An 18351-nucleotide genomic window follows, 5' to 3' on the forward strand; every position below is an offset into this window, starting at 1 on the left:
CCCCCAGGCTCCCCCAGCTCACCCAGCTCACCCAGCTCACCCAGCTCACCCAGCTCACCCAGGCTTCCCCGGCTCACCCGGCTCACCCGGCACGAAGCAGGCTATTGCCGGCGCAACCGGGCGACGGCCTCGTCGCCCATTCCGCCGACGATGAAGCCGCGCCGTGCCGCTCGATCGCGCGTCAGTCGAGCAGCGTCAGGATCTCGTCGTACAGCGCCTTCGGAATCCACACGCCGTTCGCGATGCTGCGCGCACGGGCGTCGAAGCGCCGTTGCGACGGCAACCGCGCGCCCTGTGCGACGATCGATTCGAACATCCGCTCGCCGCGCGCGAGCCCCGCGTCGAGATCGTCGCCGAGAAATACCTTCGGATCGAACGCGATCACGAGTTCGCCATGGCACGGCGTCGCGCCGACGCCTTCGTCGAAGTCCATCGATTCCCGGCTCGTCATGTCGCCGATCAGCGCACCGCCGAGCAGCTCGACCATCGCCGCGAGCGCCGAGCCCTTATGGCCGCCGAACGTGCGCATCGCGCCTTGCAGCGCGGCCTTCGGGTCGGTGGTCGGCTGGCCGTCCGCGTCGATTGCCCAGTGCGGCGGAATCGCCTTGCCCTGTTTCGCGTGCAGCTCGATGTCGCCGCGCGCGATCGCGCTCGTCGCGAAATCGAACACGAACGGCTCGCCGAACGGGCGCGGCCACGCGAACGCGATCGGGTTGGTGCCGAACACCGGTTCGCGGCCGCCTTCCGGCGCGACCCAGCTGTGGCTCGGGTTCATCGCGATGCCGACCAGCCCTTCGGCGGCGATCGCCTCGACCTCGGGCCACAGCGCGGAGAAGTGATAGCAGTGGTTGATCGCCATCGCGGCGATGCCGTGCTGCTTCGCCATCTCGACGAGCACCGGCAGCCCCGTCTCGAAGCTCAGCAGCGAGAAGCCGCGATGCGCGTCGACCGCGACGATCGACGACGACAGCCGGCGCAGCGTCGGCACGGCTTGCGGATCGACCTTGCCTTTCTTCAGCGACCGCACGCAGACGAGCAGCCGATACACGCCATGCGAATGGCATTCATCGCGCTGGCCCTGCGTGATCACGTTGGCGATCGCGTGCGCATGCGCGTCGGACATCCCGTGGTGCGTCAGCACGCGCAGCGCGAGCGCATGGAGTTCATCGAGCGACAGGACGACTTCGGTGGTTTGCTCAGACATGGTTCACCTCGCGCGGCGCGGGCACGCCGTCGATCCGCTGCGGCACGTTCAGCGGATTGCCGCTGCGGATCGCATCCGGCAGCAGCGCGTCCGGCAGGTCCTGGTACGACACGGGGCGCAGGAAGCGCTCGATCGCGCGTGCGCCGACCGACGTCGTGCGCGTGTCGGACGTCGCCGGGAACGGGCCGCCGTGCACCATCGCATGGCCGACCTCGACGCCCGTGCCGAAGCCGTTGACGAGAATGCGGCCGGCCTTGCGTTCGAGCGTCGGGCGCAGCGCGGCGAACAGTGCTGCGTCGCCGTCGGCGAGATGCGCGGCGATCGTCAACTGGCCTTCGAGCGATTTCAGCACGCGGTGCAGCGTGTCGGCGTCCGGGCAGCGCACGATCAGCGATGCGGGGCCGAATACTTCGTCGCGCAACTCGGGGTGCGCGATGAATGCGTCGGCGGACGTCGCGAACAGCGCCGCGCGGGCCTGGTGACGGCCGCCTTCCGCGCCTTCGGCCAGCAGCTCGACCGCATCGTGATCGCGCAGCGCCGCGACGCCTTGCGCATAGCTCGCGTGGATGGGCGGCGTCAGCATCGTCTGTGCGGCTACAGCGCGCACGGCGTCGGCCGCCGCGGCTTCGAATGCGCGCAGCGCGGGGCCGTCGACCGCGAGCACGAGGCCTGGATTCGTGCAGAACTGGCCGGCGCCGAGCGTGAGCGATGCGACGAACTGAGGTGCGATGGTGTCGTGCCGCGCCGCGAGCGCGGCGGGACACAGCAGCACGGGATTGATCGAGCTCATTTCCGCATAGACGGGGATCGGCTCGGCTCGCGCGGCCGCGATATGCATCAGCGCCACGCCGCCGCGGCGCGAGCCCGTGAAGCCGACCGCCTTGATGCGCGGATCGGCGACCAGCGCCTGGCCGATCTCGCGCGATGCGTCGAACAGCAGCGAGAACACGCCGGCCGGCATCCCGCATTCGCGCGCGGCCTGCTGGATCGCGCGGCCGACGAGTTCCGACGTGCCCGGATGCGCGGAATGCGCCTTGACGATCACCGGGCAGCCGGCCGCCAGCGCCGACGCCGTGTCGCCGCCGGCCACCGAGAACGCGAGCGGGAAGTTTGACGCACCGAACACGGCCACGGGCCCGACCGCGACGTTGCGCAGGCGCAGGTCGACGCGCGGCAACGGCTTGCGCTCGGGGCGTGCCGGGTCGATGCGTGCGTCGAGAAAACCGCCGTCCCGCACGAGCGACGCGAACAGCGCGACTTGGCCGACCGTACGGCCGCGCTCGCCTTCGATGCGCGCGCGCGGCAGCCCCGTTTCGACGACGCAGCGCTCGATCAGATCGTCGCCGAGCGCCATGATGTGACGGCCGATTGCGTCGAGGAACGCGGCGCGCGCGTCGAGCGACGTTTCGCGATACGTGTCGAACGCGTCGTCGGCGAGCGCGCACGCCGTTTCCAGGTCGTGCAGGCTCGCGCCGCCGAACGCCGGTTCGAGCGGTTCGCCGGTCGCGGCGGCGATCGCGTGGAGAGTGCCGTTCTGTCCGGCGACAACCGATTGGCCGATCAGGAGCTGACCTGTGAGTTGCATGGTTTTCCTCGGAAAAAAGCAGGGCCGGGCGTGCTGCGCCCGGCCGATGGAAGGGAAAAGGGCGGAGGCGCGTCAGTCCTCGTCGTCGTCGAGCTGCAGCTTGTCGGAGCGGACGCCGGTGTGGGCGCCCCAGTAGTAGATGACGAGCGCGACGGCCGCGACGACGACCGTGTCGTACGGATGCGCGAGCCGGCCCGTGCCGCCGAAGCCGCCGAGATACGACAGCACGATCATCGCCGCATAGAACGCGATCAGCCACGCGGACGAACGCACTTGTTCGGCGAGGCTCAGATGCGCGGTCGGCACCCAGCGGCGGCACACGAGATAGATCGCGAACATCACGATCTGCAGGCCGAGCAGCCAGGACACCGTGCTCCAGCCCGACCAGTAGACGATCAGCGCGGCGATCACGAACGACGCGGGGCCGGTGATGCCGAACGCGCTGGCGCGGAACGGCCGCGGCAGGTCGGGCGCGGTGCGGCGCAGCGCGGCGACCGACACGGGCGCGACCGCATAGCTGAGCACCAGCGCGGCGGACACGATGTTGATCAGCGCTTCCCACGACGGGAACGGCAGCGTCCAGAAGATCGCGAGGCCGAACGTGAGCCACAGGCCCGCGCGCGGGATGCCCGACGCTTCGTCGACGCGCGTGAACACCTTGAAGAACGTGCCCGTCTTCGCCCAGCCGTAGACGACGCGCGGCGTCGCGTTCATGTAGATGTTGCCGCAGCCGCTCGGCGAGATCATCGCGTCGGCGACGACCATCACCGCGAGCCAGCCGACGCCGAGCGCGAGGGCGATATCGCGGTACGGCAGCGAGAATGCCTTGCTCACGTCGTGCCAGCCGGCGGCGAGCATCGCCGTCGGGATGCTGCCGATGAAGGCGAGTTGCAGCAGCACGTAGATCAGCGTCGACAGCAGGATCGACAGGATCAGCGCGATCGGGATCGTGCGCTGCGGATTGCGCACCTCGCTCGCGACCGACACGATCGGCGTGAGCCCGAGGTACGCGAAGATGATGCCGCCCGCGGACACGGCCATCTCGATGCCGGGCATGCCGAACGGCGCGAAGCCGTGCACGGTCAGGTTCGCCGGCTTGAAGAACGTGAACAGCACGCCGATCACCGCGAGCGGCACGATGAACTTGAAGATGCTGATGATGTTGTTCGCCTTCGCGAACGTCTTCACGCTCGAATAGTTCAGGTAAAAGAAGAAGCAGAGCAGCGCGGCCTGCACGAGCCAGCCGAGTGTGGTCGGGTCGCTCGACCCGACGACCGTCAGGCCCGGAAACCACGCGGCCGCGTACTGGCGCGCGGCGACGACTTCGATTGCGATCAGGCTCGAGAACGCGATCAGCGTGATGAAGCCCATCAGGTAGCCGAGCAGCGGGCCGTGCGAGAACACCGGGTAGCGCACCACGCCGCCGGCGCGCGGCAGCGCGGCGCCGAGTTCACAGTAGACGATGCCGAGCAGCAGCACCGCGAAGCCGCCGAGCAGCCACGAGAAGATGCCGGCCGGGCCCGCGATCGTCGACACGTGACTCGCGGCGAACAGCCACCCCGAACCGAAAATGGCGCCCAGACCGATGAACGTGAGATCGGTCAGCGACAGCTGTTTCTTGAACTTGCCGTGACCCGCGTCGGGGTGCGCGGAACGGGAAAGCGGGACAGACGGGTGAGCATTGCCTTGGCCTGGCATGGGCGTGTCTCCTGGAGAATGTCGGTGCAGGCGCGCGTGGCGCGCGCTCCGACGGAGCAGCGCGCACGCCTGCCGGCCGGCGTCGCCCGGTTCGAACGACCGGGGCGGGCCGTGGCCCGTTCACGCGCGGCGCGGGCTGGCGCCGGGGCGAGCGGGACCGCAGGCCATGCCGGACCGCGGATGGCGACGCACCGGGCAAGCCCGCGCGCCGCCGCAGGGGCGTCGATCAGAGACCGACGTCGGGCAGCGCCGGGCGCGTTTCGAGCGCCTTCGCGACGATGGCCTTCACTTCCGCGAGCGTGTCGCCTTGCAGCGCGAGGCGCGGCGGACGCGTGACCGCGCTGCCGCGGCCGACCAGCTCTTCGCACAGCTTGATGCACTGTACGAGGTCCGGGCGTGCGTCGAGGTGCAGCAGCGGCATGAACCAGCGATACAGTGCGAGCGCTTCGTCGAAGCGCTTTTGCTTCGCGAGGCGGAACAGCGTCTCGCCTTCCTTCGGGAACGCGTTCGACATGCCCGACACCCAGCCTTCGGCGCCGACCGCGATGCTCTCGACCACGACGTCGTCGAGGCCCGCGAACAGCACGAAGCGATCGCCGACCGCATTGCGCAGGTCGATGAAGCGGCGCGTATCGCCCGACGAATCCTTGAAGCAGACGATGTTCTCGCAATCCTGCAGCGCGATCAGCACGTCGGGCGTCACGTCGTTCTTGTAGATCGGCGGGTTGTTGTAGACCATCACCGGCAGGTCGGTGCTCGTCGCGACCGCGCGGAAGTGCGCGGCGGTTTCGTGCGGCTTCGCCGAGTACACGAGCGCGGGCATCACCATCACGCCGTCGACGCCGACGCGCTGCGCTTCGCGCACCGTGTTGCGCGCGAAGTCGGTCGTGAATTCGGCGATGCCGGCGATCACCGGAATCTTGCCGCCGGCCGCGTCGCGTGCGGCTTCGATGACCTGGAGTTTCTCGCTCGTCGACAGCGACGTGTTTTCGCCGACCGTGCCGCAGACCACGAGGCCCGACACACCGTCGTTCACCAGGTTCTTGACCACGCGGTGCGTGGCGTCGATGTCGAGGGAGAAGTCCGGCTTGAACTGGGTGCTGACGGCCGGGAAAACCCCGGTCCACTGAATGGCTTTGCGGCTCACTGAAATCTCCTACGTTCGTATCGGTCGGCCGACGGGTGTGTCGGTGTGGCAACCAGTATCGCCGCGCAAACGCCCATCACGCTTGAGTCGTATCGCGGAGCAAAATGACGAAATCGGCACAGCGACCGGCGGGGGCGCGAAGGGCGCATCGCACTATGCCGATTTCGTCGTCGTCCTCATCGAAAAGCCACAAGCGGACGGACGCGCGACGGAGGAAGCTATGCTCCTTTCCCCACTTCGGACAGCTCATGATGAAGCGTATCCAGATCATCGATTCGCACACGGGCGGCGAACCCACTCGGCTCGTCGTGTCCGGTTTTCCGGCGCTCGGCAACGGCACGATGGCCGAGCGCCGCGACGTGCTCGCGCGCGAACACGACCGTTATCGGACCGCGTCCATCCTCGAGCCGCGCGGCAGCGACGTGCTGGTCGGCGCGCTGCTGTGCGACCCGGTCGCGGCCGACGCGGCGGCCGGCGTGATCTTCTTCAACAATAGCGGCTATCTCGGGATGTGCGGGCACGGCACGATCGGCGTCGTGCGTACGCTGCATCACATGGGACGCATCGCGCCCGGCGTGCACCGGATCGAGACGCCGGTCGGCACCGTCGAGGCCACGCTGCACGACGACCTGTCGGTCAGCGTGCGCAACGTGCCCGCGTATCGCCACGCGCAGGGCGTCGCGCTCGACGTGCCGGGATACGGCCCCGTGAAGGGCGACGTCGCGTGGGGCGGCAACTGGTTCTTCCTGATCAGCGACCACGGGCAGCGCGTCGCCGGCGACAACGTCGCGGCGCTCACCGCGTATGCGTCGGCCGTGCGCGAAGGGCTCGAACGCGCGGGCATCACCGGCGCGAACGGCGGCGAGATCGATCACATCGAGCTGTTCGCCGACGATCCCCAGCACGACAGCCGCAGCTTCGTGCTGTGCCCGGGCCTCGCCTACGACCGTTCGCCGTGCGGCACCGGCACGAGCGCGAAGCTCGCGTGCCTCGCGGCCGACGGCAAGCTCGCGCCGGGCGCCGTGTGGCGGCAGGCGAGCGTGATCGGCAGCGTGTTCCACGCGAGCTACGAGCTGGCCGACGGCGGCATCGTGCCGACGATTCGCGGCAGCGCGCACCTGAGCGCGGAAGCGACGCTGCTGATCGACGAAGACGATCCGTTCGGCTGGGGCATCGGGTCGTGAGCGAAACGAAGACCGACGTCGTCGTGATCGGCGCCGGCATCGTCGGCGCGGCATGCGCGCACGAACTCGCGCAGCGCGGGTTGCGTGTGCTCGTCGTCGACGACGCGAGCGGCGGCGCGACCGGCGCGGGCATGGGGCACCTCGTCGCGATGGACGACAACGCGGCCGAGCTCGCGCTGAGCCATTACTCGATCGAACTGTGGCGCGCGTTGAGCGGCGAGATGCCCGACGGCTGCGCATACCGCAACTGCGGCACGCTGTGGCTCGCGGCCGATGCGCACGAGATGGATCTCGCCCGCGCGAAGCAGGCGACGCTCGCCGCGCACGGCGTGGCCGGCGAGCTGATCGATGCGGCAGCGCTCGCGCAGCTGGAGCCGATGCTGCGCGCGGGCCTCGGTGGCGCGCTGAAGATTCCGGGCGACGCGATCCTCTATGCGCCCGTCACCGCGAACTGGCTGCTGCAGCGCGCGCCGCGCGTCACGTTGCGCCGCGAGCGGGCCGTCGCGGTCGATGGCCCGAACGTGACGCTCGCGAGCGGCGACGTGCTGCGCACGGAGCGCGTGGTCGTCGCGAACGGCGTGGCGGCGCGCACGCTGCTGCCCGAATTGCCGCTGCGCCCGAAAAAGGGCCATCTGCTGATTACCGACCGCTATCCGGGCCACGTGTCGCACCAGCTCGTCGAGCTCGGCTATGCGGCGAGCGCGCACGCGAGCGACGGCACGTCGGTCGCGTTCAACGTGCAGCCGCGGCCGACCGGCCAGTTGCTGATCGGCTCGTCGCGCCAGTTCGACACCGAGGATGCACAGGTCGAGCCGCCCGTGCTCGCGCGCATGCTGCGCCGCGCAGTCGGCTACCTGCCGGATCTGGCCGACCTGAACGGGATCCGCGCATGGACGGGTTTTCGCTCCGCGAGCCCCGACGGCCTGCCGCTGCTAGGAGAGCACCCGGCGCGGCCGGGCGTGTGGCTCGCGATCGGGCACGAAGGGCTCGGCGTGACGACCGCGCCGGGCAGCGCGCGGCTCGTTGCCGCGCTGATGGCCGGCGAGCGGCCGCCCATCGATATCGAACCGTATTTGCCGGGACGCTTCCTGACCGCGTCCCTTGTAGCAGGAGCGCTGACATGAAACGACCCCCACGCTCACTTCGCTCGCTGTCGACCGGAGTTGGCGCTTCAGCGCTTACTCCGGTCCCGTGCAAGGCGTCCCTGACGGGGGCGGTCAGCCTTCTTGGGACGGCCCGGCGGAGGCTGACATGATCATTCATCTGGACGGCCGTGCATTGACGGTGGCCGACGGCGCGACCGTCGCGGCCGCCGTCGCGGCGAGCGGCGACGACACGACGCGCGTGGCGTGCACGGGCGCGGCGCGTGCGCCTTTTTGCGGAATGGGCATCTGCCAGGAGTGCAGGATGACGATCGACGGCCGCCGCCGGCTGGCTTGCCAGACGCTGTGCCGCGACGGGATGCGGGTGGAGCGCACGCGATGAAACAGGAACGACTGAGCGTCGACGTCGCGATCGTCGGAGCGGGGCCGGCCGGGCTGTCGGCGGCACGGGCCGCCGCGCGCAGCGGCGCGACCGTTGCGATCGTCGACGACAATCCGCGCGCGGGCGGGCAGATCTGGCGGCAGCCGGCAGTGACCGCACCGACGCCGGCCGCCGCCGAACGCCTCGCCGTGCTGCGGCAACCGAACGTCACGCATCTCGCGGCGACGCGCATCGTCGCCGAAACGCAGCCGGGCACGCTGCTGCTCGAAGACGACGAACGCGGGCTGCTGCTCGATTTCCGGACGCTGATTCTCTGTTGCGGCGCCCGCGAACTGCTGCTGCCGTTTCCGGGCTGGACGCTGCCGGGCGTGACCGGTGCGGGCGGCTTGCAGGCGCTGATCAAGTACGGGCTCGACGTGCGCGGGCAACGCACGGTGATCGCGGGCAGCGGGCCGCTGCTGCTGGCGAGCGCGGCGACGGCCCGGCAGGCCGGCGCACACGTGTCGCACGTGCTCGAACAGGCCGCATGGGGCGACGTGGCCCGCTTCGGCGCGGGGCTGTGGCGCTGGCCGTCGAAGCTCGCGCAGGCCGCGAAGCTCGTCACGTCGGCATATCGGCCCGCTGCGCACGTCGTCGAGGCATTCGGCGACCAGCGGCTCGAACGCGTGCGGATCCGGCACGGCGATCGCGAATTCGACGTCGACTGCGACCGGCTCGCGTGCGGCTTCGGCCTCGTGCCGAACACCGTGCTGCCGCGCCATCTCGGCTGCCGGGTCGAGAACGGCGCGGTGGCGGTCGACGCGCACCAGCGCACCAGCCGCGACGGGTATTTCGCGGCGGGCGAATGCACGGGCGTCGGCGGCAGCGAACTGGCAATGGTCGAAGGCGAAACCGCAGGCTACGCGGCGACCGGCCAGACCGCACGGCTGGCGGAACTCGTCGCACGGCGCGCGCACTGGCAAGCTTTCGCGGATGCCGTCCGCGAGCGCTTCGCGATCCGGGAGCCGATCCGCCGGCTCGCACGGCCCGACACGCTGCTGTGTCGTTGCGAGGACGTGCGGTTCGATGCGGTCGCACGGGAACCGGGCTGGACGGCCGCCAAACTGCAGTCGCGTTGCGGGATGGGCGCGTGTCAGGGCCGCGTGTGCGGCGCGGCCGCGCAGGCACTGTTCGGCTGGACGCCGCCGGCGCCGCGCACGCCGCTCGTGCCCGCGCGGGTCGGCACGCTGATGCTCGACGGCACGGGGTCTTGCGACGGCGCATGACGCGTGCAGCGTCGCAGTGAAGCGGGCCGGTTCGCGGCGGGCCGCGCCTGTTACGCCACCTTCACTTTTCCCATCCGCCGACCTGCGGCGCTGTACAAGTGCGCAGGCACTCGATCGTCGCGGCCACGGCCGCGCGGTTCGTGCTGTCGGGGTGCCAGTACATCGACACCGCGCCCTGGTCCTTTAGCTCCATCGGCAGAAGCCGGATCGCGTTCACCCTCTGTGCCGCGCCATGTGTGATCGCGGCGGTCGCGGTGCTGGCGCTTGGCGTGGTGCGCGCCGGTGCGGTACGTGTGGCGGTCGCCGACGGAATGGCGGGCAGGCAGTGCTGATCGAAAGGGGGCAGCGAATTGGCGATCCGGCAAGCAGCGGGATACAACAATATGTAAAATAATATAATATTGATTCTTTAATCGTATTCCTCGCTCCGATGAACGACGATCTTCCCTCCGGGCCGCCCGGGCCCGATCAAATGCGCGCCGCCGCCGAGTCGGCCTGCGCGCTCCTCAAGGTGATGTCGAATCCCGACCGGCTGCTGCTGCTGTGCGAACTGTCGCAGGGCGAGTGCTGCGTGAGCGATCTCGAGGCGCGACTGGACATCCATCAACCGACGCTATCGCAGCAGCTCGGCGTGTTGCGGGACAACGCGCTGGTTCGTACGCGCCGCGAAGGCAAGAACATCCACTATTCGCTCGACAGCCCGGCCGCGATCGCGGTGATGGGCGTGCTCTACGAACAGTTTTGCGGGGCGGCCGCGAAGGAGGTTCGCGATGCAGGTTGATGCGCTTCATTTCACGCCGTGGTTGTCGTTGGCCGGCGGCGTGCTGATCGGGCTCGCGGCCGCGTGGCTCGTCGCGTTCAACGGCCGGATCGCCGGCATCAGCGGGATCGTCGGCGGCTTGCTGACGGCGGGCGGCGCAGAGCGCGGCTGGCGCGTCGCGTTCATCGCCGGGCTGATCGTCGCCCCCTTCGTGATGCGCGTTGCCGGAGCAGGCCTGACGCCGCAGGTCGACGCCAACTGGCCTGAATTGCTGGCGGCCGGGCTGCTGGTCGGGATCGGCACGCGGTACGCGGGCGGATGCACGAGCGGCCACGGCGTATGCGGGATGTCGCGTGGCGCGCTGCGTTCGGTGGTCGCGACGGCGACCTTCATGGTCGCGGGCTTCGTGACCGTATTCGTGCGGCGGCACGTGCTGGGGGGCTGACATGCAGGCAGGATTCGCGTTTCTGGCCGGCCTCTTGTTCGGCGTCGGCCTCATCGTGTCGGGCATGGCCAATCCGCAGAAGGTGCTCGGTTTCCTCGACCTGACGGGCCGCTGGGATCCGTCGCTCGCGTTCGTGATGGCGGGCGCGACCGGTGTTGCGGTGTTCGCGTTCGCGTGGGCGAAGCGCCGGACACGGTCGTGGCTCGGCTTGCCGATGCAGTTGCCGGCGTTGCGGGCGATTACCGTGCGCCTGATCGCGGGAAGTGCCGTGTTCGGCATCGGCTGGGGGCTCGCCGGGTTTTGCCCGGGACCTGCGATCGTGTCGATCGGCTTCGGATTGGCCAAGGGGCTCGGCTTCGTCGTCGCGATGCTGGCCGGGATGGCGCTGTTCGAGTGGATCGAGCGCCGGCGGAACGGGCGGTGAGGCAGGGGCACGCTCGCTGGGTGTGTTCGATCAGCACCTGCACCGGGGTTCCGCGAACGGTTGCGCGCACAGCGCGACGTGACGGATCGCGTTGCCGGAAGGCGTGCGCTCCGATGCGCCGTTCGATCGCGCCCGATTCGATCTTCTCGAATTCGGACCGTTTCGACGGCTATATCCGGCTCGCCTGCATGTGCGTGTTCGATGCGGCGCACGAGGCGGCATTCGACACATTCGGACGCCTCGTACGGGAAGCCATGGCGGCCGCCTAAGCGCGACGGCGGCGGCCGGCCGGACTTGCGAATACGCGAGTGCGCCGGCCGGATGCGGTACCGAAGCGGCAAGCCGCCGCCATTTCATCGGCCGACCGAGTGCGTGGCGAGGTGCTGGCGGATCAGCGACAGGTAGCGATCGCCGACCGAGAAATCGCGGGCCGCGCGCGGCCGGGCGGGCGCCGGCCGCAGCGTGGCCGGCGCGCTCATGCCCAGATACCGGCACACGGCGGACGGAAAGGGCTTGCGCGTATGCCCGAGCTGACGCGCCGCGCGCTCGACGCGGGCATCGCCGACCTGGGCACGAAGCCACGCCAGCACTTGGCGATCGGTGTCGTTGACGATACGGACCAGATGTTCCATCGTGCGCCTCACTGTTCATAAATACAGTACTGTAAATATAACCAGTGTTGGCGGTAACTGCAAGCGGGGACACGTCGACTGGCCATTCGGCCAAGGTCAGCGCGCCGGCGCGGCGGTGCGCGTGATCCGCGCGTCGGGAGCGACCGAGGCGGCGCGGCCGGTATAGCGCGCGTCGGTCAGCGTGCCGAGGAACGCGACGATGTCGTCGATTTCCGCGTCGGTCAACGCGGGCGGCGTGCCGGGCCGGCGGTTCATCGGCGTCGAGTTGACGTTGATGTTGCCGCGATAGGCGGCCGGCACGTCGTCGAACGTCCTGGCGCCGTGATACCAGAAGCCGGGATCGGTCGAGCGCGTGTTGTAGAACGCGACCGCGTCGCGCAGCGCCGTGAACACGCCGTTGTGCATGAACGTCTGCTTGACCGCGACGTTGCGCAGCCCGGGCGTGCGCAGGTAGCCGCACCATTGCGTCGGTTCGGGCCAGCGCAGCCGCCGCGCGGTGTCGCACAGCCCGTTGTCGAAATGGCGCGGATCGCGGTTCGCCGGCAGCGCACGGTTGCGCGGCACCGCGATCGCGTCGTAGCCGAAATCGGTAAACAGCGAACGCTCCGGGCGGCTCGACGTGTCCGACAGCGTATGGCAGGTCATGCAATTGCCCTTGTCCGGATTGCGGAACAGCGCAAGGCCGCGCATCTCGGCCGGCGCGAGCGGCGTGCGCGTGCGCAGGAACGCGTCGAAGCGCGACGTGAACGGCGCCATCTCGTCGCTCTGCAGATAGGCTTCGACGGCCGAGCCCAGCGCGCGCACCATTTGCTCGGGATCGCGCCGCACCGGCGCGCCGAAGCGCGCGGCGAGATCGGTCGCGAGTTCGGTCGCATCGACCTTGCGCAGCAGCGCGGCCGGCGACCGGTTGTTCATCTCGTTCGGATCGAACAGCGGCCCGCGGATCTGCTCGGCGAGCGTATCCGCGCGACCGTCGCTGAACAGGCCGCCGAACGGCGACGGGGCCGGCGCATCGTCGTCCTGGTAGAAGTGGCGGCGCGGCACGTAGCGGACATACAGCAGCGACGGCGCATTGCGTTGGCTGAAGCGCCCGGGCCGGCTGCCTTCCGGCACGCCGGGCCCCGCGAGAGAAGCCGCCGACAGCGTTGGCGCGAACGCGCGGCCGGGATCGTGGCAGCCCGCGCACGACATGCCGCGCGGCTCGGACAGCCGCGGGTCGAAGAAGATCCGGCGGCCGAGCGCGACGAGCGTCGGGTCGGGCGCGAAGCGCGCGGTGGCCGCGTCGATCTTGCCCGTCACCTGCGGCGTGCCGTTGCCGATCGTGTCGACGACGCGCGACGGCGGCGCGCCGGGAAGCAGGACCGTTTCAGCCGGCGCGGCGTGGGCCGCGAATGTCAGGCCGGCGAGCGTCGCGGCCGAAAGCGCGCGAACCGTTCGCCGGCCGCGCGCGGCCGCGGAACCCGCCGCCGGAACCGAGCCGGTGCGCTGCCGTGTTTTCACCGTCAGCGCACGCCAATCGACCGCACGCATCAAATCGCCATCCCGTCGAACCTCGTCACTCACGGCGCGATGAACCCCGTCTTGTCGCAGGCGAGCGTCGTGCCCGACTGGTTGCACGACGCGAGCAGCTTGCCTGCCGCCGAATACGCATGGAAAACCCAGCCCGTCGCCGGCGCGACGCGGCGCTCCATGATCAGGAAACCGAAGCTGTTGTTGTGCGACAGCCGCTCGATCACGGCGCCCGGCGCGGGCGTCAGGCCGGCCGGAAACGGGTCGGGCAGCGCGACGTCGAGGTTGTCGCCGCCGTTGCCGGACACGATCGTCGCCGGGTGCCCGGACGAGAAGTTGATCGCCTGGAAATCGTGCACGTGGCCGTGCAGCGCGACGTGCACGCCCGGCGGGTAGTAAGCCTGCGCGTTGAGGCTCGACATCACCGACTGCAGCGCGAGATTGCCCGGCGCCGGCGTGCTGCCGGCGATCGGCGCGAACGCGAGGATCGGATGATGATTCGTGAAGATCGTCGTCGTCATGCCGGCTTTCGACGCGAGCGATGCGACCGTCTGGAACTGCTTCTGGTAGATGCCGAACTGCGCGTCGGTCGTCTTCAGCGGCGCGCGGCCGACCTTCGCGGTGTCGAACACGATCACCTGCGAGCCACCGCCGAGCGACACCGCATAGGGCTCCGAATAGTTCGCGTTGTTGTCGTTGGCCGGATCGTCGCATGAACGTGCGGCCGAATACGGGCGCGGGTCGAGGAAGCGGAACCAGCCCTGGCCGGCACGCGCGCATTCCTCGTGATTGCCGCGCACGACGACCCACGGTGCCTTCGCGAGCAACGGCGCGGCCGGGCGGAACAGGTCGGCTTGCCACGTATCCCAGCCATAGCCCCACGGGCTGTCCTTGCAGCCGGCGATGTCCGGCGGGCACGCGTTCTCGCGATAGTGGTAGTCGCCGACGTGCAGCACCAGATCGGGCGACAGCTTCGCGACGCTGGCCGCGATCGTGTCGAGCGGCCAGACCGCGGCGTCGTTGCACGCCTGCCATGCGTTGTCGGCCTTTTTCATCCGGCAGCCCGTGTCGGCGATGATCGCGATGCGCTGCGGCTGCGCTTTCGGCAGCGGCAGCATACGGCCCGCGACGCTGGCCGCCTGCGCGCCGGCGGGCAACGTCGCCTCGCAGACGGACACCGGGAAGCTCGACGGTTTCGAATCGGCCGGGTCGCTGGCGGTCGGCCGCTGGGCGACGGTCGCGGCGCCCGCGCGCAGCGCCATGCGCGACAGCTTGCCGTCGACGGCCAGTTGCGGGCACGGCGGATCGCCGGCCGACGCGGGTGTGTAGTTCGTGATGACGCGCGCGATCGCCTGGTTCGCATCGCCGATCTCGACCCATGCGGCCTGGACGTTGACCGACGCGCTGGCCGGATCGTCCGGCGTATCGATGTGATTCGAGCACGCGGACAATGCAGCGAGGGCAACAAGAGGGGCGCAGCGCACGAGCAGCGCGCGCGTGAGGAATCGTCGCATGGGAGGCGGAGGCATCGTAGGAAAGTCGTCAACGATACGCAGCGCGAATGTAAGAAATGTGAAAAACGGGGCTGACGGGGCGCGCACTGGCCGGCCTTGACTTCAAGCCGGCTTGAAGCAGCACAGTCCGGTTCGTCATCAATGAATCGGAAGGGGATCGACGATGGAAGCCAACCGGCCCAACGAAGCGCAATCGGCGCTATGGAACGGTCCGTCGGGGCGCGCATGGGTCGATGCGCAGGCGCCGATGGACCGGATGTTCGAGCCGTTCGAAACGCTGCTGGCGGATGCCGCAGAAGCGCCGTCCGCCAGCAGCGTGCTCGATGTCGGCTGCGGCACGGGCGCGGTCACGCTCGCGATCGCGCGGCGGCTCGGTGCGAACGCGCAGTGCACGGGCATCGATATTTCGGCGCGAATGATCGACGCCGCCCGGGCGCGTGCCGAACGCAGCGGCCTGCGCGCCCGGTTCGTGTGCGCGGACGGGCAGACGCATGCGTTCGAACCGGCGAGCGTCGACCTGATCGTGTCGCGCCTCGGCGTGATGTTCTTCGACGAGCCGGTGCGGGCGTTCGCGAACCTGCGGCGGGCGGCGCGCCCGGGCTCGCCGATGCGGTTCGTCGCATGGCGTGGCGCGGCCGACAACCCGTTCATGACGACGGCCGAGCGGGCGGCCGCGCCGCTGCTGCCGAACCTGCCCGCGCGGCAGCCCGGCGCACCGGGGCAGTTCGCGTTCGGTGACCGGCAGCGGATCGCATCGGTGCTGTCGGACAGCGGCTGGGCCGACGTTGCGATCGAGCCGGTCGACCGGGCGTGCGTGCTGCCGGAGTCCGCGCTGGATGACTACATTGCCCGGCTGGGCCCGGTCGGCCTTGCATTGCCGGCGACGGACGAAGCGACGCGGCGGCGCGTGGTCGACACGGTGCGCGCGGCGTTCGAGCCGTACGTGCATGGCGCCGAGGTGCGTTTCGATGCGGCTTGCTGGCTCGTGACGGCGCGTGCGCCGACCGCATGATGTATAGCGTGAAAGCAGCGGATCAAGGAGGGGTCGGCCGCCCGTTTGCCCCGCGCGCGACCGTGCCCGCGTGACGAAGCGGGGCCGCGCGACGCGCGGGCGTCAACGCTTGCGCGCGCGCAGCATCAGCCACGCGCAGCCACCGGCGACCAATGCGAGTCCGAGCAGGACGGCCTCGACGCCGAGCGCGAAACCGGGCGGCATTTCGCCGCTGTTCGGTACCGGCGACAGGTTGCCGCCCATCGCGACGGCGCCGCCGGCGAGCAGCGCCGCGCAGACGATCCAGTAGACCTTGCCGAGCGGCGCCGCGGCGCGGATCCGCCACAGCGCGATGCCGGCGCCGCCGAGGTACAGCACGGCGAGCGTGCCGAGTGCGATGACGTCGACGGCGCGGCTTTGCAGCAACCCGCTCATTCGGCCTCCGTCGCGTGCCCCGGCGCACGGCTCAGCAGGTGCGTGCGTTTGTCCGCGGCGAGCGACACGTAGCGTTCGTACTGGCGCAGCACGTCGGCGATCACTTCGTCGCCACGCAGGTATTCGACGTCGTAGCCGAGCCGGCCGTCCTCGAAGAACGTGACGATGCCATGGACGTGCGCACGCGACTCGTCCGGCTCGGCCGCCTCGCGCACCAGGAACGCCGCCGCGGATTTCGCGGTGACGCGCACGCCGTACACGAAATCGCGGTGTTCGGCGGTCGGCACGGTGAGCCGCACCGCATCGTCGCCGTCGCGCTGCACGTGCGCATCGACGCCGCTCGCGCGCAGCTCGTCGGCGACCTTGCGCAGTGCGGGCTCGACCGTCTCGGCGACGAACTGGCGCGCCTCGACCTCGGTCGTCTGCCGCAGGATGTGCGTCAGGCGATGGCGCCAGTGCTGGCCGGTCCAGAAGCTCGCCGCGGGCGCGATGTCCTGCGAATAGTGCGCGCGGTCGGCCGCGAGCCCGCGCCACAGCCCGTAGCAAAGCGCGAGCATGATGAGGGCGACCGGCAGCGCGGCGATCAGCGTCATCGCCTGCAGCGCGCCGAGCCCGCCCGCGACGAGCAGCACCGCGGCCGTCACGCCGAGCAGCGCGGCCCAGAACAGCCGCTGCCAGACCGGCGAATGCGCGTTGCCGCGCGTCGCGATCTGGTCGATCACGAACGCGCCCGAATCGGCGGACGTGACGAAGAACACCGCGATCAGCACGATCGCGGCGATCGACAGCAGTTGCGACAGCGGCAGGAAATCGAAGAAGCGGAACAGCAGCGCATCGACGTTGGTGGCCGTCTGCGCGAGCGCGCCGGCTGCGCCGTGCGTGTCGAGCCAGATCGCGCTGTTGCCGAACACGGTCATCCAGACGAGGTTGAACGCGGTCGGCACGAGCAGCACGCCGATCACGAACTGCCGGATCGTGCGGCCGCGCGAGATGCGCGCGATGAACATGCCGACGAACGGCGACCACGAGATCCACCATGCCCAGTAGAGGATCGTCCAGCCGCCGAACCAGCCTTCCTCGCGCGGCGGCGCGTATGCGTACGTGCGGAACGACAGGTCGACGAGGCTCGACAGGTACTGGCCGATGTTGTCGCCGAGCGCGCGGAACAGGAATGCCGTCGGGCCCGCGACCACCACGAATGCGAGCAGCAGGAACGCGAGCAGCAGGTTCAGCTCCGACAGCCGGCGCACGCCCTTGTCGAGGCCGCTGGCGGCCGACAGGCCCGCGAGCAGCACCACGATCACGACGAGCCCGATGCGAAACACGTTGCTGCCCGTGTCCCACCCGGCGACCGTATGCAGCCCCGCGCTCAGTTGCATCACGCCGTAGCCGAGAGTCGTCGCGATCCCGGCGACCGTGCCGACGAGCGCGAACGCATCGACCGTGTGACCGATCCAGCCGTCGATGCGCTCGCGCAGCACCGGATACAACCCCGAGCGCAGCGTGAGCGGCAGGTTGTAGCGGAAGCCGAAGTACGCGAGCACGAGCCCCATCAGCCCGTAGATCGCCCACGCATGGAAGCCCCAGTGGAAGAAGGTCATCAGCATCGCCTCGCGTGCAGCGGCGGACGTGCCGGGATCGACGGTCGGCGGCTTCAGGAAATGCTGCATCGGCTCGCCGACACCGAAGTACATCAGGCCGATGCCCATGCCGGCCGCGAACAGCATCGCCGTCCACGACATGAAGCTGAATTCGGGTTCGGCATCGTCGGGGCCGAGCCGGATATTGCCGAAGTCGCTGGCGGCGATCAGCACGAGAAATACGAGGAAGCCGGTGACGGCGAGCACGTAGAACCAGTCGAAGCGTGCGATGACCCATTGCTGGCCGGCGGAGAACAGCGTGCCGGCTTCGCTCGGGAGCAGTGCACAGACGGCCAGCAGTGCGCCGATGACCGCGAGCGAGGGCAGGACGACCTGCGGCTTGAATGTCGTGCGGGGCGAGGGACGGGAATCCGGCATGGCGGGCATCCAGTTGTGGGCGCAACGAAGCGCGACGCCGTCCGGCGCGCACGTC

18 protein-coding genes and 1 pseudogene are annotated in these 18351 nt (G+C 69.8%); 9 read left to right on the forward strand and 10 right to left on the reverse strand.

The features are described 5' to 3' along the window. Positions 1-181: 181 nt before the first annotated feature. The 4 genes from C4B30_RS19795 to C4B30_RS19810 all read right to left on the reverse strand — a co-directional run bounded on the left by C4B30_RS19795 (position 182) and on the right by C4B30_RS19810 (position 5634). Positions 182-1204: an Ldh family oxidoreductase gene (locus C4B30_RS19795; protein WP_105132876.1), complete on the reverse strand. Its 1023-nt coding sequence runs from the start codon at positions 1202-1204 to the stop codon at positions 182-184. Further along, positions 1197-2789 (reverse strand): aldehyde dehydrogenase (NADP(+)), encoded by a 1593-nt coding sequence (locus tag C4B30_RS19800; protein ID WP_105132877.1) that lies wholly within the window; start codon positions 2787-2789, stop codon positions 1197-1199. The genes C4B30_RS19795 and C4B30_RS19800 overlap by 8 nt, the downstream gene beginning before the upstream one ends. A gap of 72 nt (positions 2790-2861) precedes the next feature. Then, the gene (locus C4B30_RS19805; RefSeq protein WP_105132878.1) at positions 2862-4487 is read right to left on the reverse strand and encodes an APC family permease; all 1626 of its coding nucleotides are present in this window, start codon (positions 4485-4487) and stop codon (positions 2862-2864) included. Positions 4488-4713: 226 nt separating this feature from the next. Next, positions 4714-5634: a dihydrodipicolinate synthase family protein gene (locus tag C4B30_RS19810; protein WP_027782810.1), complete on the reverse strand. Its 921-nt coding sequence runs from the start codon at positions 5632-5634 to the stop codon at positions 4714-4716. Positions 5635-5885: 251 nt separating this feature from the next. On the opposite strand from C4B30_RS19810, the gene C4B30_RS19820 reads away from it, so the two are divergent. The 4 genes from C4B30_RS19820 (at position 5886) to C4B30_RS19835 (ending at position 9568) form a co-directional block, all read left to right on the forward strand. Then, on the forward strand, positions 5886-6818 hold the full coding sequence (locus C4B30_RS19820; protein WP_105132958.1) for a 4-hydroxyproline epimerase: 933 nt from the start codon (positions 5886-5888) through the stop codon (positions 6816-6818). Next, positions 6815-7942 carry an NAD(P)/FAD-dependent oxidoreductase gene (locus C4B30_RS19825; RefSeq protein ID WP_105132879.1) on the forward strand — a complete coding sequence of 376 codons (1128 nt, stop codon included), beginning with the start codon at positions 6815-6817 and terminating at the stop codon, positions 7940-7942. The genes C4B30_RS19820 and C4B30_RS19825 overlap by 4 nt, the downstream gene beginning before the upstream one ends. A 127-nt stretch (positions 7943-8069) precedes the next feature. Next, complete coding sequence (locus C4B30_RS19830; RefSeq protein WP_105132880.1) at positions 8070-8303, forward strand: 2Fe-2S iron-sulfur cluster-binding protein; 234 nt, start codon at positions 8070-8072, stop codon at positions 8301-8303. Then, positions 8300-9568 carry an NAD(P)/FAD-dependent oxidoreductase gene (locus C4B30_RS19835; protein ID WP_105132881.1) on the forward strand — a complete coding sequence of 423 codons (1269 nt, stop codon included), beginning with the start codon at positions 8300-8302 and terminating at the stop codon, positions 9566-9568. Before C4B30_RS19830 ends, C4B30_RS19835 begins: the two co-directional genes overlap by 4 nt. A 61-nt stretch (positions 9569-9629) precedes the next feature. Here the strand turns inward: C4B30_RS19835 and C4B30_RS36075 are convergent, their stop codons facing one another. Further along, positions 9630-9761: a hypothetical protein gene (locus C4B30_RS36075; RefSeq protein WP_267896627.1), complete on the reverse strand. Its 132-nt coding sequence runs from the start codon at positions 9759-9761 to the stop codon at positions 9630-9632. A 237-nt stretch (positions 9762-9998) separates the two neighbouring features. On the opposite strand from C4B30_RS36075, the gene C4B30_RS19845 reads away from it, so the two are divergent. From C4B30_RS19845 to C4B30_RS19860, 4 genes and pseudogenes are all read left to right on the forward strand, one after another. Next, positions 9999-10349 carry an ArsR/SmtB family transcription factor gene (locus tag C4B30_RS19845; RefSeq protein ID WP_105132882.1) on the forward strand — a complete coding sequence of 117 codons (351 nt, stop codon included), beginning with the start codon at positions 9999-10001 and terminating at the stop codon, positions 10347-10349. Beyond that, positions 10339-10773 (forward strand): YeeE/YedE family protein, encoded by a 435-nt coding sequence (locus C4B30_RS19850; RefSeq protein WP_105132883.1) that lies wholly within the window; start codon positions 10339-10341, stop codon positions 10771-10773. The genes C4B30_RS19845 and C4B30_RS19850 overlap by 11 nt, the downstream gene beginning before the upstream one ends. 1 nt (position 10774) lies before the next feature. Further along, entirely contained in the window at positions 10775-11197 is a 423-nt protein-coding gene (locus C4B30_RS19855) for a DUF6691 family protein (protein WP_105132884.1), read from the forward strand. Positions 11198-11216: 19 nt separating this feature from the next. After that, a pseudogene (locus C4B30_RS19860) lies at positions 11217-11466 on the forward strand (PLP-dependent aminotransferase family protein); the annotation flags it as partial. 84 nt (positions 11467-11550) lie between these two features. Here C4B30_RS19860 and C4B30_RS19865 read toward each other — a convergent pair. From C4B30_RS19865 to C4B30_RS19875, 3 genes are all read right to left on the reverse strand, one after another. Then, entirely contained in the window at positions 11551-11829 is a 279-nt protein-coding gene (locus tag C4B30_RS19865; protein WP_027782819.1) for a hypothetical protein, read from the reverse strand. 96 nt (positions 11830-11925) lie between these two features. After that, positions 11926-13359: a cytochrome-c peroxidase gene (locus C4B30_RS19870; protein WP_234015442.1), complete on the reverse strand. Its 1434-nt coding sequence runs from the start codon at positions 13357-13359 to the stop codon at positions 11926-11928. Positions 13360-13388: 29 nt separating this feature from the next. Further along, positions 13389-14852 (reverse strand): metallophosphoesterase family protein, encoded by a 1464-nt coding sequence (locus C4B30_RS19875; RefSeq protein ID WP_105132885.1) that lies wholly within the window; start codon positions 14850-14852, stop codon positions 13389-13391. A gap of 163 nt (positions 14853-15015) precedes the next feature. Here C4B30_RS19875 and C4B30_RS19880 point away from each other — a divergent pair, with 163 nt between their 5' ends. Next, on the forward strand, positions 15016-15864 hold the full coding sequence (locus tag C4B30_RS19880; protein ID WP_105132886.1) for a class I SAM-dependent methyltransferase: 849 nt from the start codon (positions 15016-15018) through the stop codon (positions 15862-15864). A gap of 102 nt (positions 15865-15966) precedes the next feature. Here C4B30_RS19880 and C4B30_RS19885 read toward each other — a convergent pair whose 3' ends face one another. Together C4B30_RS19885 and C4B30_RS19890 are read right to left on the reverse strand one after the other, a co-directional pair. After that, entirely contained in the window at positions 15967-16278 is a 312-nt protein-coding gene (locus C4B30_RS19885; protein ID WP_105132887.1) for a hypothetical protein, read from the reverse strand. After that, positions 16275-18296 (reverse strand): BCCT family transporter, encoded by a 2022-nt coding sequence (locus C4B30_RS19890; protein ID WP_105132888.1) that lies wholly within the window; start codon positions 18294-18296, stop codon positions 16275-16277. Before C4B30_RS19890 ends, C4B30_RS19885 begins: the two co-directional genes overlap by 4 nt. Positions 18297-18351: the final 55 nt, after the last annotated feature.

The sequence above is a fragment of the Burkholderia sp. BE12 genome, from assembly GCF_002959955.1.
Classification (GTDB): domain Bacteria; phylum Pseudomonadota; class Gammaproteobacteria; order Burkholderiales; family Burkholderiaceae; genus Burkholderia.